A 23497-nucleotide genomic window follows, 5' to 3' on the forward strand; every position below is an offset into this window, starting at 1 on the left:
CCTGCTGCGGGCAGACCTGCCAGCGGCGCGCCACCTCGGTGACCACCACGCCAGGCTGCAGCGTCTCCGAGACAATCCGCGCCTTGTCGTCGTCAGACCAAGTCCGCCGCCGGCCAGGTCCCGTCAGAACCTCAATCCGGCGGTACCCGCTACCCTTCGCGTCGTCCCTAACGTCGTCCATAGCGATAGCTCGAAGCCCTCCGCCCCAAGCCGATCCAGCACAATCAGAACCTACTCTGGAAGACGGGCCTCAAGGCTGCGCTTACGACTCAGTTCCGATCCATGCACCAAGGTCGCCTGCTGCGGGACGCACCACCTGAGCCGCAGGCTGCGCGAGAGCATCATTAAGTTGGGTTGGCTAGGCAGCCGCTCCTCGAGCGATCCACCTCCAGGTAGCAGGGGCATGTCTCATACCCGCTCCACACGACTCGCGAAGCGCTTCAGCACCTCGGCAAGGATGAGGTACCCAACCACTAACCCAGCGATGACGGCGAGGAGCGACCCCGGCAAGGGCGCGAAGCCGAGCAGCGGCGCCAGCGGCCCGAGTGCCAGTGCAAGGGCAAGAGCCAGAGCAGAGAGCGATGTCGCGACCAGCACCGGATGCGGCCTGGCCGCCCGCCATGCTGAACCTTGTGTGCGGATCAGGAAAATGACCAAGACCTGCGTCGCCATGCTTTCGACGAACCAAGCGGTGCGGAATGCCTCTGCGGTTACATCGAAGCCCCACAACAGGATGCCGAAGGTAGCAAGGTCGAAGACCGAGGAGAGCGGTCCCATCACTAACGTGAACCGCAGCACCGCGCCCATGTTCCAGCCATGGGGCGCGGCTACGTCCTCGCGGTCCACTGCATCGAAGGGGATACCCATCTCGGACAGGTCGTAGAGTAGGTTGTTCAGCAAGATTTGGGCAGGTAGCAGAGGCAGGAAAGGGATCATGAGCGAAGCAACCGCCATCGAGAACATGGTCCCGAAGTTCGACGAGGTGCCCATGCGGACATATTTCATGATGTTGGCGTAGGTGCGCCGTCCCTCCTCCACTCCCTCTGCAAGCACGCCGAGGTCGGGCGCGAGAAGGATAAGGTCCGCCGCTGCCTGCGCGACCTCGGTGGCACCATCCACCGAAAGGCCGGCATCGGCAGCGTGGATGGCGGGCGCGTCGTTTATGCCGTCACCAATGAAGCCGACGGTGTGCCCACGCTCCTTAAGCGCCAGGATAACGCGCCGTTTCTGGTCCGGCGAAACGCGGGCGTAGAGATCCACTTCTTCCACCCGCGCCACCAATCCGGAATGGTCGAGTGCCTCGATTTGCTCACCCGTCAGCAGCCCCTTACACGGGAGGCTGAGCGTCTGCACCAGATGCAGCAGAACGGGTGCCGCGTCGCCCGAAACGATCTTGACCCGCACTCCGAGGGCGCCGAGCCGCGCCACAGCCTCGGCAGCGGATTCCTTCGGAGGATCGAGGAAGGCGCAGAAGCCAGCGAAGACCAAGTCGCGTTCGCTTTCCGGCCCTTCGAGCACTTCCCCTTCGGCGACCGAGCGTGCGGCGACACCGAGCAGCCGCAGCCCCTCCGCACTGCGAGCATCGGCGCCGTTGAGCAGACTGGCTCGCAGCGCTGGTGTCATCGGCTGCACATGTCCGCTCGCATCTTCCGTAGCGGTGCAGGCGGCCAGCACCGCCTCGGGCGCACCCTTAACGACCATTAGCCGCTCCCCGTCTCCTGCGCATAGTACAGAGGAGCGCCGACGCTCGAAGCCGAAGGGCGCCTCACTCAGCAGCGTCCAGCCCGCAGTCAGAGGCGCTGCCTTGAGGATCGCGGCATCCAGCGCACTCGGCACGCCGCTCGCCAGTCCAGCATTCAGCGCAGCAAGGCCTAGCACGCGGGGCGAGGCGGTACCGTCCGGCCCAGTTGCGTCAGAGAGGGCGATGCGGGCTTCGGTCAGCGTGCCAGTCTTGTCGGTACAGAGCACGTCCATCGCGCCGAGGTCATGGATGGCTGCTAGTCGCTTCACGACCACGCGCTTGCGCGCCATCCGCATCGCACCACGCGAGAGGGTGACGGTAGTGACCATCGGCAGCAACTCGGGCGTCAGACCGACCGCGAGGGCAACTGCGAACAGGAAGCTTTCAAGGGGTGGCCGTTGGAAGCCAAGCTGGGCGAGCAGCACGAACAGTACAAGGAAGACAGTAAGCCGCAGGATCAACGAGCCAAGCCCATGCAGCCCCTTTTCAAAGGCGGTCGGTGGACGCCGCTGCGCGAGCGAGACTGCGACGCCTCCGAGGCGCGTCGCACGCCCTGTGGCAACCACGAGCATGGTGGCCGAACCTGTGACGATCGCGGTACCGGCGAAAAGCGCGTTGAAAGCCTCAGCCGGACCCGGCGCGTCACAGGCACCGAAGCGTTTGGACACCGGATAGGGCTCGCCGGTCAGCAGTGCCTCATTCGCCTGGGCACCGCGGCTCACCAGCAGGAGGCCGTCGGCCGGCACCAACGCGCCGGCGGCGAGTTCCACCACGTCGCCAGACACGAGCTCTTCTACTGGCACCGTCGCCACCTGGCCGTCGCGACGGACGGAAGCTTTTACGGCCACGCTTTCCCGCAGACGATCGGCTGCCAGCTCGGCGCGGTGCTCCTGCACAACGTCGAGGCCGACTGAGACGGCAACGATGCCAGTGATGATGACGAAGCCCGGCCAATCCCCGGTCATTCCCGAGACGAACGCTGCCACAAGCAGGATTGCCACCAGCGGCTCAATGAGGCGCCGGCCAATCTTTCTGGCGAACTGTAAACGAGGCTGGTCCGCGACGGTGTTGGGGCCATGCTCGGCAAGACGTCGCCCCGCTTCCACAGTTGGCAACCCTGTCAAGCTGCTGCCGAGCTGTGCAATGAGTGCATTCGGGGCAACCACCCAGAACCGCTCGTTTGGAACTGTTTTGACGGGCATGCGGTAGGTTAGCTGATGGCGGCGCGGAGCCAAACTGTATCGCGTAAATTTGGTTCAGCCGCTGGGGCAACATCGTGGGGGGGTACGCCATCCATAACCCTCTTCAGCCTCGTCGAACCCTGACCCGGCCAGCCTGCTCAGGCGATCCATACACCTCTCATGCGCTGCAGCAGATTCACGCAACGTTTCGGTCCATATTCTCTCATTCTTGCGAGCTGGGCAGCGTTCTTTACTGAGTGCGTCGACGCCTCCAGACGTTCTGTGCTGGGTCTCGATGAGGCGAACACATCTTCGCAGATCTGGCTGTAACTAACCTGCTTGCAGGGCGGCAGCGAAGTGCTACGGTCGTCCAGTCATAATCTCCGGTAGCGCGAATATCCTGTTCTTTGGGAGCAAGGAACAACCTTGCCTCAGCAAGGAGGATCGACATGGCCGCTTGCTCTCTAATTGACATTGCGCGTGATCGTCTCCTGACCATCGATGCCGCCGCGCCTTTAGAAGCAGCGGCCGCGATCATGTCTAAGCCAAATTCCGACCTGATTGTTGTGTGTGACGCTGACGGCAGCATGGTTGGCGTGCTCACGAAACGGGACATGTTCGCGCAGATCGCTCGTCGTGTTGAAGGCGGCCGCACTTCCAGGGTGGACACCATCATGAAGAGAGAGGTGGTTTCATGCGCCTCGCATGGATCAGTGTCAGAAATCTGGAAACTAATTGTAAGTAGAAATCTCCAACGCATTCCCATGATCGATCACAGCCAGAAGCCGATTGGCATCGTTTACGCTCGCGATGTTCTCCTCCGTATGCTTGACATCGTCGAAAACGAAGAAGCATTGCTCAGGGATTATGTAATGAACGTCGGATATCAGTGAACGTAGAGGTCAGGCTCTTCTTTATCGATAATGGCTACAGCATAGCACACTCCGTCATAACATTTTATTGGACGCTAACCCTTTTCAGAATTCGAAAATGGGCGCTGGTCTGCGGTGCTGCTCTTGGAGAAACCAATGCCTCTTCTACCCGATTTTGAAGCGTGGGCGATCTTCGCCAAAGTGGCCGAGAAAGGCTCTTTCAGCCACGCTGCCGACGAATTGGGTCTCGCCAAGACGACCGTATCCAAGGCCGTCACCCGGCTGGAAGAGCGGATGCGGACAACACTGCTGCACCGAACCACCCGTCAGCTTTCACTGACGGAGAGTGGCCGTATTTCACTCGAACGTGCCTCTCGCATCTTATTGGAAGGCACAGCTATCGAGGCGGAGATCCTGGAGGAGGCGGCAATCCCCCGCGGCCTCGTCCGTCTCGCGAGCACCACAGCGTTTGGAGTGGACCAGCTCGCAAGCATTCTCCCGACGTTCCTCTCCCGCTACCCGGAGATCGAGATCGATTTGTGCATGACCGACGGCAGGCTGGACATCATCGCTGAAGGGTTTGACTTGGCGCTGCGAATTGGTCCGGTTGCAGACTCGTCCCTGCGGATCAGCCGCTTGTTCTCCTTCCGCGTACCGGTGGTTGGCTCGCCGGCCTTTTTCGAGCGACATGGCCGACCGCAGCATCCGAGCGAGTTGGCACGAATGCCGGCGCTGATTTTCACCCACATTCTCGGCGCAGAGACCTGGCATTTCAGCCATGCCGAGCATGGCGCCTGCGCTGTGCACGTGAACGGCCGCTTCCGCATCAACAACGGCGTCGCTGCAATCCCGGCGCTCGTTGGGGGGATCGGGATGACAGCGCTGCCGGAAGCCTACGTTACGTGTGAAATGCAAGAGGGCCGGCTGGAGGAAGTGCTTGCTGACTGGGTGGTGGCGCCGGCCCCGCTGCATGTGCTGACGCCACCTGGTCGTGCCCGGCCAGCCCGGGTGCGCGTGCTGCTGGAATTCCTTAGGCAACATTTCGCCGCGCAACCTTGGGCTGTCGGGATCGAAGCCTGAGCCGGTCCTTCAGCGTGTATTCATGCCATTGTAAGCCAGGCGTTCATGTTTCTTGGACGCTTCACCGTTTGGTTTGTGATCAGGTGAGGGTGAGGCGAAGACCAGGATGGCTGCCGATGGCATGAGAGAAAGGGCAGATGATCCTGGCATGTTGGAGCAGTTCCTCTGCAGCCTGTTCTTCGACACCAGGCAGGTCGGCCAGAAGCGCCATCTCCAGGCCGAAGCCATCATCGTCTGCACGCCGGCCCAGACGAATGGTCGCGGTGACGTTGCTATCGATGGCAATGCCAATGCCGTGCTGCACTGCTACCAGTCGGATCGTCTCGAGGAAGCAGGCAGCATAGCCGAGAGCCAAGAGCTGTTCCGGATTGGTGCCCGGACCGTCAGTACCGCCAAGTTCCTTTGGGGTCGTCAGCGTTACCCGCATCCTACCATCGGGGGTTGCGGCTGCCCCCGTACGGCCTCCGATCGCCGTTGCTTGCGCTTCGTAGAGCAGTGTGAAAGGTGCCGCTGTACCGAGACGGGTCACGCGGCAGCCGCCACAGCCCGCCTCACTGCCTGAGGCGTTGCCCGGAAGGCAACGGCAAGTCTGTTGTAAGTGTTGATGAGGCCGATGGCGATCGTCAGCTCAGCAAGCGAGGTGGGATCGAAGGCGGCGGCCGCCGCGGCGTACTCGACATCGGGGATCGCAGTGTCAGCGACCCGCGTCACCGTCTCCGCCCATGCGAGGGCTGCGCGCTCTGTTGGGGTGAACAGCGCGCCGGCCTCGCGCCATACTGGGATCAGAGCCAGCATTTCGATGCCAACGCCACGCTTCAGCAGGTCCCGCGTATGCATGTCAATGCAATAGGCGCAGCCATTCACTTGGCTCACGCGAAGATAGATGAGATCAAGCAGCCGAGGATCGAGGCCGGCTTGCAGGACATGGCCATAGAGCTGACCGAGCGCCTTAACCCCAGCGGGTGCCGCGGCGGCGTAGTCCATACGTTGCGTCATGGCTTGGTTCCTTGCATCGCCGACCGGCATCGCCACCAGCGGCTTCAAAGGAGATAAAGCAGCGCTCACGTGCAGATTAGACCAACTGCGTCACCAGTGAGTGCTGAAGAAGGCGATAATCTTTCCAGAACCGCGCGACCTAACGTGGCATGGCCCGCCAACGGGTACTGGAGATCCTCCCAATGCTCGATGCCGCAATCCCCCTCCCCCCTGGTCCCGAGACACTGCGGGGCAGACCTGCCTCAGAAGGCCGTGCCCGGCGCCGACTGGCGGTTCCGATTGTTGGCGTGCTGACCATCTCAGCCCTGGTCGGCCTAGCCTCATCGCGCTGGGACACTTGGCGTAGTGAGGCCAGCCAACAGGTGACCGACAATGCCGTGGTACGTGCTGAGACAACACGGTTGAGCGCGCGCGTTGCGGGCAACGTGGCTCACGTGCTCGTTGCAGATTTCCAACGTGTCCGTGCGGGCGACCTGCTGGTTGAGATTGCGCCGGAGGATTACGAGGCGCAGACCGCCCAGGCAGAAGCCAGCGTCGCCGCCGCTCGAGCAGCGCTGGACAACCTCGGTAATCAGATTGCCCTACAGAACGCCACCATCGCTCAGGCTGAGGCGCAGCAGGAAGCGGCGGTGGCCCGGCAGCATCAGTCAGCGCTCGAGTTCCAACGTCAACAAGCCCTCGTTGCTTCAAGCTTTGGTACGAGACAGAAGCTGGAGGCGGCGACTGCTGACCAAGAATCGGCTTCGGCCGCGCTGCACGCCAGCGAGGCATTGGTCCAAGCGCAGCGCCGTCAGGTCAATGTGCTGGAAGGCCAGCGGCTCCAGCGGGAGGCAGAGCTGCAGGCTGCACGGGCCGCTTTTCAAGCTGCCCAGCTACGGCTCGGCTATACCCGCATAGTGGCGCCGATCGACGGCGTGGTGGGCGAACGCGGGGTGCAGCCGGGCGACTACGTTACGATTGGTACCAACCTGATCGCCGTCGTTCCACTGCCCAATGTACATGTGATCGCTAACTACAAGGAGACCCAGCTCACCCATGTTGCGCCCGGCCAATCAGTCGAGATGACAGTCGATATGTTCCCGGGTGCCCAGCTGCATGGTCACGTGGAGAGGCTCTCCCCCGCCAGCGGCGCACAGTTCGCGCTACTGCCTGCCGACAATGCCAGCGGTAACTTCACCAAGGTGGTGCAACGCATCCCAGTTCGCATCGCCTTCGAGCCGGGCCAACCGTTGCTCGATCAACTGCGGCCGGGCATGTCGGTGGTCACACGCATAAATGTCAGGGAGCCGGCCGATGCCGGCCGCTGAGCGCCCGCCCGTACCTGCTTTCGGTGTCGCAGCGGTGCTGCTCGGCTGCTTCATTGCTGGCTTCCATACGCGGTTGTTCGGTGTTGGCCTGCCCGACCTGCGCGGAGCCATGGGACTGGAGCCCGATCAGGGTGCTTGGCTTTCCACTATAGCGCTGGCACCGCAGATTCTGGTCGCGCCGGCTATCACCTGGTTGGTAACGGTGTTTGGCCTGCGCCGGGTGCTGGTGGGTCCGGCCCTACTCTATGCACTGCTTTCACTTCTGATCCCAGTGGTCCGGGATTATCCGACCTTGCTGGTGCTGCACGCGCTGCATGGCGCGCTGCTCGGTGTCTTCGTGCCCGCGGCGCTGATGGTGATCTTTCGCGGCATGCCGCAGCGGCTCTGGACCGCGGGCATCGCGATCTATGTCTTCCGAGCCGGCTTCACGCTCAATGCTGGGATCGGGCTTGCTGGATTTCATGCCGCGCTGCTCGGCTGGCAGTGGATCTACTGGCAGGACGTGCTGTTGGCTCCAGTGATGGCTTGGCTCGCTTGGCGGGGTGCGCCGCGAGTGGCTGTCGACCGCACCTTGCTGGCGCGGGCAGACTGGGGCGGCATGCTGCTCTTCGGTGGCGGGCTGACCATGCTCTATGTCGCGCTTGATCAGGGTAACCGGCTCGACTGGATGGCGTCCGGCACTATCATCGGCTTGCTGGCTGGTGGTGCAGCCCTGCTCGCAGGCTTCGCTCTCAATGAGGTCTTGGTTGCCAATCCTTGGGCGAGCTTGCGCGTTATTGCTTCCCGCAACATTGGCTTGATGCTGGTGACGGGCTTCTGCTTTAGCCTACTCAGCATGTCGAATGGGCTGCTGGTACCGAACTTTCTTATGGTGGTGCAGCACCTGCGGCCGGAACAAGCCGGCTGGCCGCTTTTTCTCGGTAGCGCGCTGCCGATGATTGCACTGGTGCCGTTGGCAGTGCTCGCAGTGCGTCATTTCGATGCTCGTTTGGTCCTCATGTCAGGTCTCATGGGCTTTGCCATCGCCGCTTGGCTCGCCTCCGGCCTGACACGCGACTGGGCAGGACCCGATTTTTTGCTCGTGGCCTTCCTTCAGGCTTTTGGGCAGAGCTTCACCTTCCTGGCGCTGATCCTCTACGGCCTCGGCAACAGTAATCCCACTCAAGCAACCGCCTTTGTTGCCTATATCCAGGTTGTGCGTTTGCTTGGCGTCGAGTTCGGGCAGAGTCTGCTTGGCACCTTCCTCCGGATGCGCGAGCAAGTGCAGTCATATCAACTCGGTTTGAACCTTGCCGCAGGCGGTCGTTTGGCGGCCGATGCGCTGGCACGGTTGGGAGTGCATTTCTACGCGGATGGAGCCTTGACGGCGCCGGCACGGGCGCTCGCCACTCTTGCGGCGACGGTGCAGCGTGAGGCCTTCACGCTGGCGCATATCGACGCATTCCGCCTCAGCTTCTGGGTTGCGGTCGGTACAGTAGCCCTGGTCGCTTTCATGGGCGCTTCGCCACCCGGCCCTTTCACACCCTGGCTCGCCAAAAAAACTGGTCACATCAGCTGAGTGCTTACCCCTTTCCGTTAGACGATTGCTCTTTCTCTGGCGAGCCGCGACATGCGAAGAGGCCAGCGCTGCTCAAGCTCGCGGTGGAGATGGTAGTTCGCCGGTGTCCGTGTGGCGCACGGCCCAGGCACTCGCTCCACGATCCGCAGTCATAGCGGCGGATCATGTTTGTGGTGGCACCGGCCCAAGGATCACGAAGCGCTCGCAATCGATGTAGCGCTGCTAGACGCGCCAGTGGCGATGGTGCTCAGCGTCAACGGCCCAGTCCTGCTCAGCCCTTGCAATTCTTGTGTGACACATCGAATCACTTCAACATGGTCCAGATTGTTATCAGTGAGACCAGCGCCACGCCGTGCTCGATCAGAACCACCTGGATCTCGGCCAGGATGATCCAATTTCGTCTAGCTGTCAGCTCGCAGAGGAACGCCTCCCGCACGGACAGCAGCGGCTTGCGGTCACCCTCCGATCCTGGTTAGGGCCGTGCTACCGGTCTGGCGGACCCGCCGCACCAGCTTGATCACCGCCAAGGCATTAACGGCGAAGCTTGCCGCCGCCTTCCGTGCCGAGGCACCCTCCTCAACCGTCCGGACCAAGTGCTTGCGCAGGTTGTGCGACTGCGGCGCCGTCACAACCAGCCTCGCTGTTCCATCCACAGCGTCGAATCAGAGCCGACATGTCTGCGCAAGACTGAAGTGCCCTAGTTCTGCGCGGCCGGATCATCGTTCTTGAGCGTGTCGCTATCGTTTGCGACAAACACAACCAAGAGCCGTGCAATCTCGCTGGTGCTGACGTTTTCTGTCAGCACGTGATGGTCACCAGGCTTCTCGGTCCAACTTTCCCCGGTCCGGTAGACACGAGACGGCTCACCTTCAATTTGACTGCGGATCTCGCCAGCCAGAACGTATGCGTAGAGAAACGCACTGCCGTGCCGATGCGGATTAGACCGGGCGCTTGGCGGAAATACGACGTGTACAGCTGTCAGCGTCTTACCTGGAATGCTTGGGATAGCCTGCTGCAGCAGCGGCTCGAGGCTTTCCGATGGCGCCGAACGGGCAGGTCCAGCGCTGGGCGCAACGCTTGCTGCGAGCAACGCCGCCGCGGCGGCCACCCGCCTACTGACGTTCATGGAAGGACAACGGATAAGCGGCGTTGCGGATGGTGACCATTGGGTCGGCGATGCCGATGCCCTCCGGCAGGTTGCCGGGCAGGAACAGTAGCCCACGATCCGTATCGGGTACGTTCGCCGCCAAGCGGTCGATGGTAATAACGCCCAGGTTCACCAGTCTCCGATTTTCTGGCCAAGCCACCGAAGGGTTGTCAACAGCGTCGCTGAGCTCGCTGAGTTGGGCATACCAGGTGAAGCGGATCGGTTGCGCCCTGACCCGCGGACCAATTTCGTCGATGAGGTAGGTTGCGGAGCGCGCCTTCAGCGCATTGGGCGCCAAGTAGTGCTCGCCGGCCTCAGGCACGAAGCGATAGCGGACCGACTGGCTATGGCCCGCCGCATCGGTGAAGATGAAGGCGTTGACGCCGAAGTAGGCAGCGGTGGCGAAGCTCTCCGGTGGTGGCTTTTGCGTGGTGAAGAATGCCAGGGCACGCGGGTGATCAGCGAAGAAGCGGTCGAGCGGCGTCGGCTTGCCGACATCCGGGCCACTCCGCGCCAAAGCCTGTAGCAGCGAGCTGAATTCTGCCGCAGTCGCTGCCGGGAAGCCGTTGAAGCTGTGCGCCACGATGTCGTAGGGCGCCCCACCCGGGAGATGGAATTTTACCGCAAAGCCACGTGGGTTAGCGTCGTTACTGGTGTCAGGAATATCGGGCAGGCCGGTGAAATCAGAGAAGCGGACGGTGACCGGCACGCCTACTCTGAACAATGGGGCAGCGGACAGCCTGGCCCCATCGGCACTCGGCTGGAAACTTCCCTCCAGGATAATGCCCTTGGCGTGCACGGCGCGTGCGTGATGGTCACCAAATGCTGCGTGAAAATCTTGCACGAGCTGGGCTGGAAGGGCGGATGGCATCGTATCGGCCACAGCGGAACCTCCAGTCGGGAGCAACTCGACGATCGTGGCGACAAGGATTGTGGCCATCGTCGCTGTTTTGGTGTGCATCCTTGCCTCCTAGCCACGTCATCATCGGCGAGGTGACGGTGACCATCTCAAAGTTTGGTACTGAGTTCTATTCCCAAATTGCTGTTCTTGATGCCAAGCCGCATTTCATCTCTATGATAATGAGCTATGGACCCCGAGGTGCTGTGACATGGACCTGAAAGCAGACGGTGCGCGCAAATATGGTTCTGGCGGCGTTCTCACATCCTCCCGAACCTTAACATGGCGAGGTTTAGCTGCTGATCTTCGTCATCACCCTGCCGGTGAACTGCCGCCCTTCAAACCGCAGCATCTGGAAATCGGAATTGCCGTCAGCTGCCATCCGGAAGCAGTAGTTTCACGCAAGGGAAATGGCCTCCCCCAGCGGACGCGGGTGGAGCCCGGAATTGTCTGGCTGTGTCCAGCCGGCGTGCTTGAGGAGGACATTCGGATCTCTGAATGGCATGATGTGCTTCATCTCTATTTACCGATCGAGCGGCTCGCGCAGAACGCCGAACTGCGAAACGGGGCCGGTATTCGCCCGGATTCAATACGATATCTTGCTGGCCTGCACGACGAACTAATTCGGCAGGTCGGCTGGGCCGTGCTGGCTGAGATGCGAGCGCCTACCGCTGCAGGGCAGATGCGGGTCGAGAGCATGGCCTTGGCACTGACAGCACGGATCGCCGAGCGCTACGTGAGCGGCATTCCAGCGTCAGGACCGGTTCGTGCCAGTAGATTATTGGATGAGAGGCGGCTACATCGGGTGCTTGAATACATGGCTGAGCATCTGGAAGACGAGATTGGCCTGAACGAACTGGCCGCTATCGCTTATCTCAGCCCGTTCCACTTCAACCGAATGTTCACCAAATACATGGGTGTACCACCGCATCGCTATCTCGGACGCTTGCGGCTTGAGCGGGCAAAAACACTCTTGGCCACAGGCCGGCTATCCTTGGCAGAGATCGCGGTGACCTGCTGCTTCTCATCACAGTCGAATTTCTCCCGCGCGTTCCGGCGCGCGGCCGGCATAAGTCCACTCCGCTACCGACGTGAAGCGACGTAAGCGCCCTTGTGCGCGACCCGCCTGTAACGTCCTTCTCACGTCGATTCTATCAGCTCTCGCGCCGAACTTTACGGCACGAAGTCAGAGTTGTGGCTGCACATCGGCGAGCGTAGCGAGCACGTTCTATGTCAGGACTTTGGGGCCACGCCCCATCTCGTTTGGAGGAGGAGTGGCTACTCAGCGGGTCGGGGTAGCCGGACATCGTCCTGCCCGCTCGCTTCATACGAGAACGTCGTCAGCTCATCATGGAGCTCGCATCGGCTTCAGGGCACCTGACCACCGTATCAGTTCGCCGAGCATGGTCGTGGCGCTTTTCTCCACGAGCTCATTGGGCCGGAACGTGCCTGCATCGTCCATGAACGTCGCGAAATTCGGAACGGCGACACCCTCGGGGATAGGCATAATCTTCAGTGTCGTGAGAAGGAGTTTCACGGCCTGCGCCGCGCGCAATCCGCCCGATACCCCTCCGTAGCTTACAAGCCCGGCGGGCTTGTAGGTCCACTCCGCCACGAGGTAGCTCAGTGCGTTTACGAGCGAGGGGGGAGGGAAGTAGTTGTACTCCGGCATGACGAAGGCGTAGGCGTCGGCCTTTGCGACGCTCGCACTCCAGCGTTTCGTGTGCTCGTGCTGGTACCGTCGGGTGAGCGGGTGTTCCGGCTCGTCGTAGACCGGCAAGTCAAATTCAGCGAGATCCACCAGCACCGGGTCGAAGTCGCCGTGCTGTCGGGCAAAGTCCTCAAACCAGCGTGCGACGGCAAGGCCCTTGCGGCCGGGACGGGTGCTTGCGACGACAACGTGGAGCGTGTGTGCCAAGGTATGTCTCCCCTTAAAGGTGGTAGAACTGGCCCATATCAGGGTCACCCGAAAACAACATTTTTTATCCTAATTCCATCATGAGGGAGTTGTTCCGTTGCAAAGGATACCGTCGGCGGCCTTAGTGTAAAAAGCCTACTTCAATGGCGAACTCTAACGCTTCTGCCCGATCGTAAAGTTTTCCCTCGTAGAGTGGACTTGATTGAAGAAAACTTTCGGCTCTCTCGACAGAATCTGCCTCAAGCAATCCAAGGAAACCACGCTTACGGCCGGTGGCGTCACGCAAATAACCCGCAATCCGCAACCCTGCCCCCGACGGCCCAAGGTGTTCGTTAAACGCAGCTGCCATCTCTGGAGGTGCGTCCGCAATGCCAGCACGGAAAAAACCAATCACTGCGAAGATCATGAAAATCTCCTGTAGCGCTCACCACCGCAGGATACTGCCCCGGCGCTGCCGCGAATTTTCTTAGGGTGAGCGGCGACGAGGCAGGAAGTCTCAGGGTAGACAGGCGCTTGGGGTTAGCGTGCCGGCGCAAGAAGGGCGGCGTCAATCACTGCTCTTTGTACATCATCCTCAAGCCAGCATAGTATGACGCGTCGTCCGGCGCATGACAGCATCTCTGGCACAATCAGTGACAGGTCTCTGAATGCCATGTCACCGTGGGCACCTCATTTGCTGAAGGTGGCCCAGAGTGCTGCCGCAGCCGCTGCAACGGGCGCGCAAGCCTCGACGATAGATCGGTACGCCTCCATCCCCGCCTTCAGACGTTCTGGATTACGCAGCAGATCGCGGATAGCGGTCACGTCAATCTGCATATCCTCCGTCTGGCGCGAGGTCCTCGCCAAGTGTTTTTGCCACCATTGAACTGAGATGCTGCCCGTGAGATGGCCTAAGGTGATCGCCATACCGGTCTGGACCCGTTCGACGGGCGACAGCGCCCCTACTAAGTGTATGCCAAGCAAGCCGTCGATGCTGGTCACAACGGCGACTGCGAGGGTCGCGAAGGCCAGGGCGACTAGGATCTGCGCCGGCAAACGTGGTCCGCCGCTACGTTCAAACTGCACGCCGAAGGGCAGCGCGACCGCCAGAGTTATGGCGCGGTAGGCCGCAACAGCAGGGAGTGGCGGCAGGCTAGCCAGCAGCAGGTGCATGACAACCAGAACAAAAAGGCCGATGAACAGGTGTTCAGTCAACGCTTTATACGAAAAGCTAGACTGGTACGGCAAGGAGGCGACGACAGGCTGGGCGTTTTGCAACGGCGTGATTGGAGCCTCGCGTAAGCGGGCGAGTTCCATCTCTGCCTCCGCCAGCTTCAATGTTAGCGCTACGTGCGAGGCAACGAGGTCACGTATCGGCGTGAGCACTCCACGACAGTGTAGACACACACTTGCTTGTGGTGAGATCTCGCCGCAGCAGAACAAGCAGCGCGTGGGATCAGTGTCCAGCCGGGGTGGTATGACGTCTGTCATAATTACTTCATCTCAAGCTACGCTAACATCATGAGCAGTCGCAAGTGTCATGGGCCTAGCCCGGTAAATTCATCATGCGATGGGCCGGGCAGATCTGGTCATGGCTCAGTTCACCTGATGGTTGTGGGGGCGCAGCGAGGCACGTCGGCAACACGTGCCGGCGCCGGGGTGCGGATTACGAGGCTTGGGATTGCGGTGAAGGGTTTGGCCGGGGCGACACCGCCCCGTGGTTCAGATGACCAAGCGGGGCAAGCGTTCGAGCACGAGGCGCAGGATGGCTTGGTCAGGACAGGCGCTGGGCAGATGGACCATCACCTTGGTCTTCCAGGTGACGATGCGGGCGGCGAGCTTGAGCAGGCGCAGGCGGAGCGTGTCGAACTGGGCGACGCGCCAGGACAAGCGGGGCGGCATCAGGCGGCGCAGCGATCACATGAGCCAGTAGGCGCCAGTGTGCAGCATCAGGCTCAACTGGTTGGCGGTGCCGCGGTGGCATGAGGTGCGGTCGGCGGCCAGGTGGGTCTTCCAGGACTTGATGTGGTTCTCTGCTTGGCCGCGGCGGCAGTAGAGATCCTCGTAGAGCGTGCGGGCGATACCTCCGGCAAGGTTGGTGATGACGAAGCGGCTGTCGGTGCCCAGCGCGCTGGCCTCGACGCGGGCGATGATGCGCTCGACCCGGCTCCAGCTGGCGGCGCCGTCGAGGAACTCCTTGTAGCGCCGCAGCTTGTCCGCACCGGCGGTCGCGGCCTGCCGGGCGGCAGTGCTGCGCTCGAGGGTCTCGACATGGCGGCGCAGCGTGGTGGTCGAGGCGACGCCCAGAATGAAGTCGAGCCACTCGGTACGGCAGAAATCCAGCACCTCGGGCGCGCAGTAGTGGCTGTCGGCGCGGAGCAGGATCTCGACGCGGGGCCAATGGTCGCGGATGGTGCGGACCAGACGGCGGAGGAAGGCGCGGACTTCCCGCCCGGTGGGCCGGCGCGCCGGGCGCAGCAGAGCAGCGACGGGGCGGCCCTCGCCGTCGAACACGACGATCGGCTGGAAGCCGTACTCATCGTAGTAGGCGTTGAACAGCCGCAGCTGCTGGCTGCCATGGACGGCATCGAAGGTGTCATCGATGTCGAGGGTGATGCGGCGTGGCACCTGGCGGAAGCTGGCGCAGTAGAGCCCGACCATGGCCTGGCCCATGCGCAGCAGGTCACGCGGCCGGGGCAGGTTCTCCAGGCGTGAGATGGTTGGCTGCGAACACAGCGCGGCGCCATCCGGCAGCCGACCGAGGGCGAGCTTGAAGGCCGGATCGTGCCGCAGGCTGTGGGCGTCGTTGCCGTCCTCGTAGCCGGCGGCGATCATCAGCATCCGAAAGCGCAGGATGTTGGCGATGCCATGCACGAGACGCCCCGCCGCTCGAGGATCAGCCACGCAAGCGGCCAGGCGATCGGCGATGCCGAGGCGGACTTCGATCTCGCACAGCGCCAGCACGCCGCCGTCTGACGAGAGTTTCCCGCCGTCGAAGCGGGCGATGATGGGCTTGCCGGCCACCGGTGACAGGCCGGGCAGCGCAGGGGTAACTTCAACCTTGGCGGGCATGGGCTCCGAAGTCAGCTGGGTTCAGGTGTCGCAACCGAATCCTATGGCTGAACAATGGTTTGTACCATGTCCGCCAGCCCTGATGAATAATCCAGGCTAGCTGAGCCAACCCCGCTTCCTCACCGAGGAGGCACGCAGAGCCCCATGACCTCACCCGAGGTCATGGGGCTTTTCGCGCTTTCGGAGCTCGGAGGAGCGGGTCAAGGGAGCCGGTTGCCTCTACCTACCGCATGGGCTCTTCTCGGGCGTGCAGCGTTGATAACTAGGTTTTCGACGGTCCGCCAGAACTTCAACGGCGCATGGCGAAAGAAGGAAGTGCTCAGCTGGCGCTGCCACGAACCTGAAACCCGAAGTGAACCAGAAGGCGTGGAGAGATCAACATGATCCTGACCGGAGATGCGCTGCATAAGGCCATCAAGCGCATCCTGGAGGGTGGATCACAGGACTGCGCCGTTGCGTTCTGGGGCGCCGGATCAAGGTCTCTATTGGGAAGTCCTGCGACAGCCCGCATTCGGGTCGTGTGTAATCTGATGAGCGGAGCCACAAACCCCAACGAAATCGAGCGGATGATGTCGCAAGGGATCGACGTCCGACAGTGTGATCGCCTGCATGCCAAGCTCTACGTTAGCGACAAGGAAGCTGTGGTCACTTCGGCCAACGCCTCAACGAACGGCTTGGGTCTTCAGGCCGGGGAGCAGGCGCACTGGATCGAGGCCGGCGTCGTCGTGGAGGCGAAAGAGGCGCAGGCTTGGTTCAATCATCTTTGGGAGGCAGATAGCCGGCCAATCGAAAGGCCGGACGACATCGATACCGCCAGACGCTTGTTCACCAAGCGGCAGCGGCGTCGTCCAACCAGATCGTTTGACGCCTTCGATCCTGATGCAGACGATGTGCCCTTGTTCCATTGGACCTGCGATGCTGCTTCGAGCTTGGACGAAGCGGCAACAAGCGGGGTCGATGGAGATCCGAAGAAGATCAGGCGACGCCTTGAAGACGGCCTGGAAGTCACCGGCCCTGAAGATCGTGCGATCCCGAAGTGTACCTGGGCCTTGAGCTATTCAGCGGGCCAGGGGAAGCCCCGGAAGAATTCACGGATATGGTGGACATGCTTTGGCGGGCCTGACGCGATCGTCGAGCATGTCAAAGTACGTGAGGATGGAACGAAAGTGGACGTGATGATGACGGCTGAGGATGCGCCTCCCGAACCGTTCAAGCTGGACACCCGCGTAAGGAGTGCTGTGCTCGAAGTGCTCTCGCAGGATACATACCTGGACATCTCTGTCGAAGGTTGGGGGAAAGGATCATTCTACACGGCGACGCAGGTCGCCTTGATGCGCAAAGCATGGAGCGAGGTGCAGAAGGTTTATGCAGGGATGGCTGCGAAGGACTGAAGACTGTTGTGATCATGCCATGCGTGGCTTTGAAGCCTCACTTACCTCCCTCGCCACGTGGTCTTGCAGGTAGCGCCATGTCCACCAGAGACCCTCGGCATCAGGGCCAGCGCGATGACGGATGCGACGCCGGTTCGCCTCCGCATCGGTAGCTTCTGCAACGAGGCGGGTCGACAAGCTGGCGATCTCCTGACGTTGCGCCTCCAAGAGGGTGCCTTGTCCGACGATGAGGCTGATCAGCGGCTGGCAGGCGTGCCCGAACGCCTGCTGCACGTCATGCAGGACGCCCCTTCTTTTCAGGCCGGCTTCCAGGAGAAGCCGGTGCAGCCAAACTTGGTCCCATGCCGGGGCATCTGAGAAGAGCGGCACCTCATGAGACAGGAGAGCGCGTACCATGTCGTGCGCCACCTCCGTTGCCGGACGTCCTTGGAGGAATAGCCGGTCGCGGGTGATGCCGTGCATCGCTTCGGAGGCAGCGGACCATTCATTCCAAGTCCTGGCAGGATGGATGAGGTGTGACGTCGTCTGCTCGTCGGCGGTGCACCAGCCGACCTCGATTGGGTAGGAGCTACCGCTAAGGCTGGACGCTTCGAAGTCGACGAAAGCTAACATCCGCTACCCCACTTGGCTGCGCCTCACTCCTGGCCTGCACTGTGCAAGACCCACAAGGCCCCAGGACCTCACCCGAGGTCCTGGGGCTTTTCCCGTTTTCGGGGCTTCGCTCCCTGGTTTCTGCCTATCCGTCATCGAGGAAGCTGCGGAGCCGCTTGCACCGGGTGGGATGCTTGAGTTTGCGCAGCGCCTTGGCCTCGATCTGGCGGATGCGCTCGCGGGTGACGTTGAACTGCTGGCCGACCTCCTCGAGCGTGTGGTCGGAGTTCATGCCGATGCCAAAGCGCATCCGCAGCACCCGCTCCTCGCGCGGCGTCAGCCCGGAGAGCGCCTTGGCGGCGGCGTCGCGCAGGCCCGACCGCACCGCGACGTCGAGCGGCATGACCGCGTTCTCGTCCTCGAGGAAGTCACCGAGGTGGGCGCCCTCCTCGTCGCCGACCGGCGTCTCGAGCGAGATCGGCTCGCGCGCGATCTTCTGCGCCTTGACCACCCGCTCGAGCGGCAGGCCCATCTTCGCCGCGAGCTCGGCCGGCGTCGGCTNTCATGCCGATGCCAAAGCGCATCCGCAGCACCCGCTCCTCGCGCGGCGTCAGCCCGGAGAGCGCCTTGGCGGCGGCGTCGCGCAGGCCCGACCGCACCGCGACGTCGAGCGGCATGACCGCGTTCTCGTCCTCGAGGAAGTCACCGAGGTGGGCGCCCTCCTCGTCGCCGACCGGCGTCTCGAGCGAGATCGGCTCGCGCGCGATCTTCTGCGCCTTGACCACCCGCTCGAGCGGCAGGCCCATCTTCGCCGCGAGCTCGGCCGGCGTCGGCTCCCGCCCGAGCTCGTGCACCATCTGTCGCGCGGTGCGGTTCAGCTTGTTCACCGTCTCGGTCATGTGCACCGGCACGCGGATGGTCCGCGCCTGGTCGGCGATGGAGCGCGTGACCGCCTGGCGGATCCACCAGGTGGCGTAGGTCGAGAACTTGAAGCCGCGCCGGTACTCGAACTTGTCGACCGCCTTCATCAGCCCGATGTTGCCCTCCTGCACGAGGTCGAGCAGCTGCAGGCCGCGGTTGGTGTACTTCTTGGCAATCGAGATCACGAGGCGGAGGTTGGCCTCGATCATCTCCTTCTTGGCCCGGTTCATGGCGCGCTCGCCCTCGGCGACCACCGCCTGCACCCGGCGGAACTCGTCGAGCGGCAGCCCCGCTTCCCCGGCGATGGCAAGGACGGCCGCACGCGCCTCCTCCATCTCGGCAGCGTGGCGGGTGGCGAGCGCCATCCAGCCCCGGCCCTTGCGCGCGGCAAGGCCCGCCACCCAGTCCGGTGCGGCCGCGGAGGCGCGGTAGACCGCGAGGAAGTCGTCCCGCCTCACCCCGGCCGCCTCGGCGATGCGGAGTAGCCGCCCCTCGGCGCCGGTCAGGCGCTTGTTGAGCTCGCGCAGGCGCTCCACCAGCTCAGCGATGCGGTCCGCGTGCAGGTGGACGCCGCCCACCAGCGCCACCAGCTCGCCGCGCAGCCGGGCGAACCTCTCCTCGTCGGCGGCGCCGAGCCCCGCGCCGTCGGCGTAGGCGGCCATGCGCCGCGCCTGCAGCCCGCGCAGCGCCTGCCACGCGCCCTCGATCGCCTCGAAGGCCGCCATGGCCTCGGGCCGGACCTGTTCCTCGAGTACCGAGGGCGTGGCCATCGTGACCGCCTCGGCCCCCTCCCCCGCCTCCTCGTCCTCCGGCCCGCCCGCCTCCTCGGTGGGCCCCTCCCCCGCCCCAGCCGTCGCCTCGAGGTCGAGCACGTCCCGCAGCAGCAGGCGCTCCTCCCGCACCGCCCGGTACCAGCCGAGGATCGCGTCCAGCACCAGCGGCGCCTCGCAGAGCCCCTCGATCATCAGGCCGCGCCCGGCCTCGATGCGCTTGGCGAGGGCCACCTCGCCCTCGCGCGAGAGGAGCGTCACCGCGCCCATCTCGCGCAGGTACAGGCGGACCGGGTCGGCGCTGCGCCCGGCGTCCTCCGCGACGTTGCCGGCGCTCTCCTCGTCCGCCTCGGCTCCGGCCCGCGCGCCCTCGGCGGCCGTCTCCTCCTCCGCCTCGGCGTCGTCCTCGGCGACCTCGACGCCCAGCGCCGCGAGCACGCCGAGCGCGTCCTCGATGCGGTCGGACGAGAGCGTCTCGGACGGCAGCGCGACCGCGACCTCGGCGTGCGTGACGTGGCCGCGCCGCTGCGCCAGCCGGGTCAGGGTCCGCAGCGCCCCGCCCTCCGCCTCGGGCAGCGACGANGGCGGACCGGGTCGGCGCTGCGCCCGGCGTCCTCCGCGACGTTGCCGGCGCTCTCCTCGTCCGCCTCGGCTCCGGCCCGCGCGCCCTCGGCGGCCGTCTCCTCCTCCGCCTCGGCGTCGTCCTCGGCGACCTCGACGCCCAGCGCCGCGAGCACGCCGAGCGCGTCCTCGATGCGGTCGGACGAGAGCGTCTCGGACGGCAGCGCGACCGCGACCTCGGCGTGCGTGACGTGGCCGCGCCGCTGCGCCAGCCGGGTCAGGGTCCGCAGCGCCCCGCCCTCCGCCTCGGGCAGCGACGASAGCAGCGCCTCCTCCCGCTCGTCCAGCACCCGCTCGCCGTCGGGGTCCACCRCCGCCATGCCCGCTCCTGCTCCGCACCCACCCCGCCGGACGCCCTACCCCCTGCCCGGCACGCGCCACGGGGGGCGTGGAACCCGACGCCCAGAGAGGATCCGTAACACACGAGGCGGTCAGGCTGTACCGCCACAGGGCCACCGGGCGAGTGTCAGGCGCTCACGGGGCGGGAGCGTCGAGGAACACCGGGCGAGCCGCGAGGTCGACCGCGATCCGCGCCACCTGCAAGGAGGGCAGCAGGCTCGCCGCCGGCAGGCGCAGGTAGCGCTCGAGCAGTTGCAGGTAGAGGCCCATGAAGCGCGGCCCGTGCCCGTCCGTCCCGCCCTCAGCCGTGCTGGTCATGCAGTGGGCAAGCTCGTGCAGCAGGACCCAGGACGGCAGCGCCTCGGGCAGGCGCAGCCGCAGCCGGGTGGCGTCCGCCTGCCGGGCGCTCGCCTGACATGGCAGCCGCTCCACCTTGGGTGGCCAGCGCAGACCCATCTCGGCCCAGATCGCGTCCACCATCGCCTGGGCGGCGGCAAAGGAGATGAGGTCCGGCGCGTGGGGCGCCACCACCCGGTCCTCCCAGGCATAGACCCGCCCGCGCTGGCGATCGCGCCCGCTCATCCCTCCAGCCGGTCCCGCGGAGCGCCGCCCACCGGGCGCTGCAGGTTGACTCGCTCGCCCGCGGCAAAACCGTGCTCGTAGGCACCGTCCAGGCGGATGCTGGCACCCCGCGGCGCCACAAGCCGCACGGCCGCCGCGCGGAAGGCCTCCTCCACTATGCCGTGCTTGACGAGGACCAGCGCCGTGCCGGTCGGGCGCTGCGCCGCCACCTCCGCCTCGCGGGCGGCGTGCAGCGCCTCCAGGCGCTCGGCCAGGCGCCCGGCCATGCCGTGGGCGAAGCTGGTAGAGGCCTGCCGCAGGCGAGTGCCCCGCAGAGCCGGGTGCCCCGCCCGGAAGCCCAGCACCTCCTGGCGGATGCCGCGGTCGATCACCGCGAAGAGGTAGACCGCCATGGCGGTGTCCGGCTCGAAGCCGAAGAACACGTAGCGCGGCCGATCCTCGTCGCGGGCGAGCCAGACCTTGCAGTCGCAGAAGCGGGCGATGGCGGGCACGCAGCTGTCGATCGGCCGGCGCTGGCGGCCGGGCAGCGGCACCTCGGCCTGCACGCAGGGCTCGGCCCGGAGGTCCACCTCGGCCATGCTGAGCGCGTAGCGCTCGAGCAGGCGCCCCACCATCTCGGCCGCGGCCAGCGCCTCGGCCTCGGTGCAGCCGTTCGAGACGGTCTTCTCGGACAGCGCGCGGATGCGCGCCTTGACGCGCGTGAGTTCGGTCGTCTGGCTCAGGGGTGAGGGCACCGACAAGTGGGGCAGGAAGGCGCCAGCTTAGCACCGTGCGCCCGCTCCGGCATCTCGGGATGACCCGCGACGCACCCACGTCTCACGCCGACTTCCGGTAGCTTTGCGCCCGTTGTGGACGGCGACAGCTACGTTCCCACGCCTCCAAACCGGACGTCAGCTCATTGGCCATCACGGCCTGTGCAACCTCGTAACGGTTCCTTGTGATCGCCTCGAGCGCCGCACCCCGCCTTACCTAGGGCTCCAGCGGCAGATCTATCTCGCAGGTGAGACCGGACCTCGGCCACGTCAGTGACAGCGCCCCGCCGAGTTGTGACCGCACCGTGCCGTCCAGTACCCGCGCCCCGAAGCCCCGCCGTTCGGGAGGCCCTTCAACGGGCGGCCCACCCTCCTCCGCCCAGCGCAGCCGCAGCCGCCCGGTTTGCCCACCTTCCACGCTCCAGGTGACCGCAATGCGACCGGTCGGGTTCGATAGCGCGCCGTGCTTGAGCGCGTTCGTGGTCAACTCGTGGATCGCCATCGCGAAGGGTTGGGCCGACCCAGGCGGGAGGGCGACCGCCGGTCCTTCCACCTCGACCCGCCCATCGTGGCGGTCGAGCAGTCCGTCCAGTTCGCCGCGGAGTAGCGTCAGGAGGTCGGCGCTCGACCACTGGTCATCCGCGAGGAGCGTCTGTGCCCTAGCGATGGCAGCCACCCTTCCCTCGATCGCCCGCATGTAGGACGGCAGGTCTGGGGCACGGGTCAACCGCAGTGCCGCCTGCACGACCGAGAGGGCATTCTTGGCTCGGTGGTCGACCTCGCGCGACAGCAGCGCTTGGCGCTCCGCGGCCCGGTGACGCTCGGTTACGTCGCGTAGGAGCACGGCGACGCGCCTTGGCTCAAGCCGGTAGACAATCACCTCGATCCAACGGCTGGCCGGGGCGAAGTAGCGCTCCACTTGAACGGGCTCGCCGGTCTCGGCGACCCGCCCGAACAGCGGCACCCAGTAGTCCGTCTCCGCCCGTGGGAACACCTCCGTCGCGCGCCGGCCGACAACCGCCTCCCGCGGAAAGCCGGATTGTCGCTCCCAGGCGGCGTTGACGTCGACGTAAACGAAGTCCACCGCTTGCCCGTCGGGGTCGAGGACCATCTCGTTAATCTCGAAGCCCTCGCCCATTCGCTCGAAGACCTCCCGCCAGCGCCCCTCGCTGCTCTGCCGTGCCGCTTCCGCCCGCACCCGTGTTGTGGTCTCCACCCCGAGGTTGAGCACGCCGCAAATGCGTCCTTCCTCGTCGCGCACCGGGCTGAACGTGTAGTCGAACCAGGCCTCCTCTGGCTCCTGTCCGCCGCCCCGAAGGATGACGTAGCGCGCGCCCTCGACCGTCACCGCCTCACCAGCCAACGCCCGGGCGAGCTGTGGAGCGAGGGCGTCCCTCGCCTCTTCCCAGACTTGGAGGAGGGGACGGCCAAGCGCTTCCGGCTTGCTCCCGAGCACCCGCCGATAGGCATCGTTGTAGGCAGCGATGGTGAACTCCGGCCCCCACAGAAGGGTGGCCGGGAAGGGGATCGCGAGCACGAGCGAGGCGGCGGTCTTGAGGCTCACCGGCCATTCCTCGGGTGGGCCGAGGGGGGTTGCGGACCAAATAGGGGCGGCCAGGCTTGGCTCCGCCTGGCTTCCTTCTGTCAGAACAGGCAAGGGGGCCTCAGCGTCCAAGGGGGTACGCTCGGCGTAGCCTCACGTCTCCTAAGCCGGCGCGGATCTGGCCCGGCAGTGCCCTGTGCCGTCCGTTCTTTTTAGAAGCGGTCCGGGTGGCGCGATC

20 protein-coding genes and 3 pseudogenes are annotated in these 23497 nt (G+C 64.3%); 6 read left to right on the forward strand and 17 right to left on the reverse strand.

What is annotated here, in order from left to right:
- Together EAH89_RS25240 and mgtA are read right to left on the reverse strand one after the other, a co-directional pair.
- On the reverse strand, window positions 1-181 hold a 181-nt coding region (locus EAH89_RS25240; protein WP_140886475.1), incomplete at its 3' end, for a transposase.
- Between the two features lie 227 nt (window positions 182-408).
- Window positions 409-2943 (reverse strand): magnesium-translocating P-type ATPase, encoded by a 2535-nt coding sequence (gene mgtA / locus EAH89_RS25245; protein ID WP_140886476.1) that lies wholly within the window; start codon window positions 2941-2943, stop codon window positions 409-411.
- 428 nt (window positions 2944-3371) lie between these two features.
- On the opposite strand from mgtA, the gene EAH89_RS25250 reads away from it, so the two are divergent.
- Window positions 3372-3815 carry a CBS domain-containing protein gene (locus EAH89_RS25250; RefSeq protein ID WP_140886477.1) on the forward strand — a complete coding sequence of 148 codons (444 nt, stop codon included), beginning with the start codon at window positions 3372-3374 and terminating at the stop codon, window positions 3813-3815.
- A gap of 114 nt (window positions 3816-3929) precedes the next feature.
- A complete protein-coding gene (locus tag EAH89_RS25255; protein ID WP_206667673.1) occupies window positions 3930-4874 on the forward strand; it encodes a LysR family transcriptional regulator in 945 nt (314 codons plus the stop codon).
- A gap of 79 nt (window positions 4875-4953) precedes the next feature.
- Here the strand turns inward: EAH89_RS25255 and EAH89_RS25260 are convergent, their stop codons facing one another.
- Entirely contained in the window at window positions 4954-5403 is a 450-nt protein-coding gene (locus EAH89_RS25260; protein WP_241667206.1) for an Ohr family peroxiredoxin, read from the reverse strand.
- Window positions 5400-5870 (reverse strand): carboxymuconolactone decarboxylase family protein, encoded by a 471-nt coding sequence (locus EAH89_RS25265; protein WP_140886478.1) that lies wholly within the window; start codon window positions 5868-5870, stop codon window positions 5400-5402. The genes EAH89_RS25260 and EAH89_RS25265 overlap by 4 nt, the downstream gene beginning before the upstream one ends.
- 362 nt (window positions 5871-6232) lie before the next feature.
- Here EAH89_RS25265 and EAH89_RS25270 point away from each other — a divergent pair, with 362 nt between their 5' ends.
- Both EAH89_RS25270 and EAH89_RS25275 read left to right on the forward strand, forming a co-directional pair.
- Window positions 6233-7177 carry an HlyD family secretion protein gene (locus EAH89_RS25270; RefSeq protein WP_206667674.1) on the forward strand — a complete coding sequence of 315 codons (945 nt, stop codon included), beginning with the start codon at window positions 6233-6235 and terminating at the stop codon, window positions 7175-7177.
- Window positions 7164-8735: an MFS transporter gene (locus EAH89_RS25275; protein ID WP_206667675.1), complete on the forward strand. Its 1572-nt coding sequence runs from the start codon at window positions 7164-7166 to the stop codon at window positions 8733-8735. Before EAH89_RS25270 ends, EAH89_RS25275 begins: the two co-directional genes overlap by 14 nt.
- Before the next feature lie 697 nt (window positions 8736-9432).
- Here EAH89_RS25275 and EAH89_RS25280 read toward each other — a convergent pair.
- Window positions 9433-9843, reverse strand: coding sequence for a cupin domain-containing protein (locus EAH89_RS25280; protein WP_206667676.1), 411 nt, complete (start codon window positions 9841-9843; stop codon window positions 9433-9435).
- Between the two features lie 4 nt (window positions 9844-9847).
- Complete coding sequence (locus tag EAH89_RS25285) at window positions 9848-10843, reverse strand: catalase family peroxidase (RefSeq protein ID WP_206667677.1); 996 nt, start codon at window positions 10841-10843, stop codon at window positions 9848-9850.
- A gap of 148 nt (window positions 10844-10991) precedes the next feature.
- Here EAH89_RS25285 and EAH89_RS25290 point away from each other — a divergent pair, with 148 nt between their 5' ends.
- Window positions 10992-11885 (forward strand): helix-turn-helix domain-containing protein, encoded by an 894-nt coding sequence (locus tag EAH89_RS25290; protein ID WP_140886482.1) that lies wholly within the window; start codon window positions 10992-10994, stop codon window positions 11883-11885.
- A gap of 243 nt (window positions 11886-12128) precedes the next feature.
- Here the strand turns inward: EAH89_RS25290 and EAH89_RS25295 are convergent, their stop codons facing one another.
- The 4 genes and pseudogenes from EAH89_RS25295 to EAH89_RS25310 all read right to left on the reverse strand — a co-directional run bounded on the left by EAH89_RS25295 (window position 12129) and on the right by EAH89_RS25310 (window position 15749).
- Entirely contained in the window at window positions 12129-12698 is a 570-nt protein-coding gene (locus EAH89_RS25295) for an NADPH-dependent FMN reductase (protein WP_140886483.1), read from the reverse strand.
- A gap of 121 nt (window positions 12699-12819) precedes the next feature.
- A complete protein-coding gene (locus EAH89_RS25300; RefSeq protein ID WP_140886484.1) occupies window positions 12820-13104 on the reverse strand; it encodes a YciI family protein in 285 nt (94 codons plus the stop codon).
- Window positions 13105-13367: 263 nt separating this feature from the next.
- Window positions 13368-13994 (reverse strand): hypothetical protein, encoded by a 627-nt coding sequence (locus EAH89_RS25305; protein WP_140886485.1) that lies wholly within the window; start codon window positions 13992-13994, stop codon window positions 13368-13370.
- Between the two features lie 405 nt (window positions 13995-14399).
- Window positions 14400-15749: pseudogene (locus tag EAH89_RS25310) on the reverse strand (IS1380 family transposase).
- A 380-nt stretch (window positions 15750-16129) separates the two neighbouring features.
- Between EAH89_RS25310 and EAH89_RS25315 the strand changes: the two are divergent.
- The gene (locus EAH89_RS25315; RefSeq protein WP_140886486.1) at window positions 16130-17140 is read left to right on the forward strand and encodes a phospholipase D family protein; all 1011 of its coding nucleotides are present in this window, start codon (window positions 16130-16132) and stop codon (window positions 17138-17140) included.
- Between the two features lie 12 nt (window positions 17141-17152).
- Here EAH89_RS25315 and EAH89_RS31530 read toward each other — a convergent pair whose 3' ends face one another.
- From EAH89_RS31530 to EAH89_RS25350, 7 genes and pseudogenes are all read right to left on the reverse strand, one after another.
- On the reverse strand, window positions 17153-17752 hold the full coding sequence (locus EAH89_RS31530) for a transcriptional regulator (protein ID WP_161993751.1): 600 nt from the start codon (window positions 17750-17752) through the stop codon (window positions 17153-17155).
- Between the two features lie 124 nt (window positions 17753-17876).
- Window positions 17877-18290 (reverse strand): annotated as a pseudogene (locus EAH89_RS25325) (sigma-70 family RNA polymerase sigma factor); the annotation flags it as partial.
- Between the two features lie 16 nt (window positions 18291-18306).
- Window positions 18307-19998 (reverse strand): annotated as a pseudogene (gene rpoD / locus EAH89_RS25330) (RNA polymerase sigma factor RpoD); the annotation flags it as partial.
- The gene (locus EAH89_RS25335) at window positions 19962-20363 is read right to left on the reverse strand and encodes an RNA polymerase sigma factor region1.1 domain-containing protein (RefSeq protein WP_140886532.1); all 402 of its coding nucleotides are present in this window, start codon (window positions 20361-20363) and stop codon (window positions 19962-19964) included. The pseudogene rpoD and the gene EAH89_RS25335, both read right to left, overlap by 37 nt.
- 154 nt (window positions 20364-20517) lie before the next feature.
- On the reverse strand, window positions 20518-20964 hold the full coding sequence (locus tag EAH89_RS25340; protein ID WP_140886489.1) for a hypothetical protein: 447 nt from the start codon (window positions 20962-20964) through the stop codon (window positions 20518-20520).
- Window positions 20961-21698, reverse strand: coding sequence for a DUF7168 domain-containing protein (locus EAH89_RS25345; RefSeq protein WP_241667207.1), 738 nt, complete (start codon window positions 21696-21698; stop codon window positions 20961-20963). The genes EAH89_RS25340 and EAH89_RS25345 overlap by 4 nt, the downstream gene beginning before the upstream one ends.
- Before the next feature lie 235 nt (window positions 21699-21933).
- Complete coding sequence (locus tag EAH89_RS25350; protein WP_161993752.1) at window positions 21934-23280, reverse strand: PAS domain-containing protein; 1347 nt, start codon at window positions 23278-23280, stop codon at window positions 21934-21936.
- Between the last annotated feature and the right edge of the window lie 217 nt (window positions 23281-23497).

The organism is Muricoccus nepalensis, assembly GCF_006438825.1.
Classification (GTDB): domain Bacteria; phylum Pseudomonadota; class Alphaproteobacteria; order Acetobacterales; family Acetobacteraceae; genus Roseomonas; species Roseomonas nepalensis.

Excerpts from the sequence above, each read along its gene's own strand:
- mgtA (WP_140886476.1), bottom strand. The coding sequence starts at position 2,943 with ATGCCCGTCAAAACAGTTCCAAACGAGCGGTTCTGGGTGGTTGCCCCG.
- EAH89_RS25290 (WP_140886482.1), top strand. The coding sequence starts at position 10,992 with ATGGACCTGAAAGCAGACGGTGCGCGCAAATATGGTTCTGGCGGCGTT.
- EAH89_RS25275 (WP_206667675.1), top strand. The coding sequence starts at position 7,164 with ATGCCGGCCGCTGAGCGCCCGCCCGTACCTGCTTTCGGTGTCGCAGCG.
- EAH89_RS25250 (WP_140886477.1), top strand. The coding sequence starts at position 3,372 with ATGGCCGCTTGCTCTCTAATTGACATTGCGCGTGATCGTCTCCTGACC.
- EAH89_RS31530 (WP_161993751.1), bottom strand. The coding sequence starts at position 17,752 with ATGTTAGCTTTCGTCGACTTCGAAGCGTCCAGCCTTAGCGGTAGCTCC.
- EAH89_RS25305 (WP_140886485.1), bottom strand. The coding sequence starts at position 13,994 with ATGGAACTCGCCCGCTTACGCGAGGCTCCAATCACGCCGTTGCAAAAC.
- EAH89_RS25265 (WP_140886478.1), bottom strand. The coding sequence starts at position 5,870 with ATGACGCAACGTATGGACTACGCCGCCGCGGCACCCGCTGGGGTTAAG.
- EAH89_RS25340 (WP_140886489.1), bottom strand. The coding sequence starts at position 20,964 with ATGAGCGGGCGCGATCGCCAGCGCGGGCGGGTCTATGCCTGGGAGGAC.
- EAH89_RS25315 (WP_140886486.1), top strand. The coding sequence starts at position 16,130 with ATGATCCTGACCGGAGATGCGCTGCATAAGGCCATCAAGCGCATCCTG.
- EAH89_RS25300 (WP_140886484.1), bottom strand. The coding sequence starts at position 13,104 with ATGATCTTCGCAGTGATTGGTTTTTTCCGTGCTGGCATTGCGGACGCA.
- EAH89_RS25285 (WP_206667677.1), bottom strand. The coding sequence starts at position 10,843 with ATGCACACCAAAACAGCGACGATGGCCACAATCCTTGTCGCCACGATC.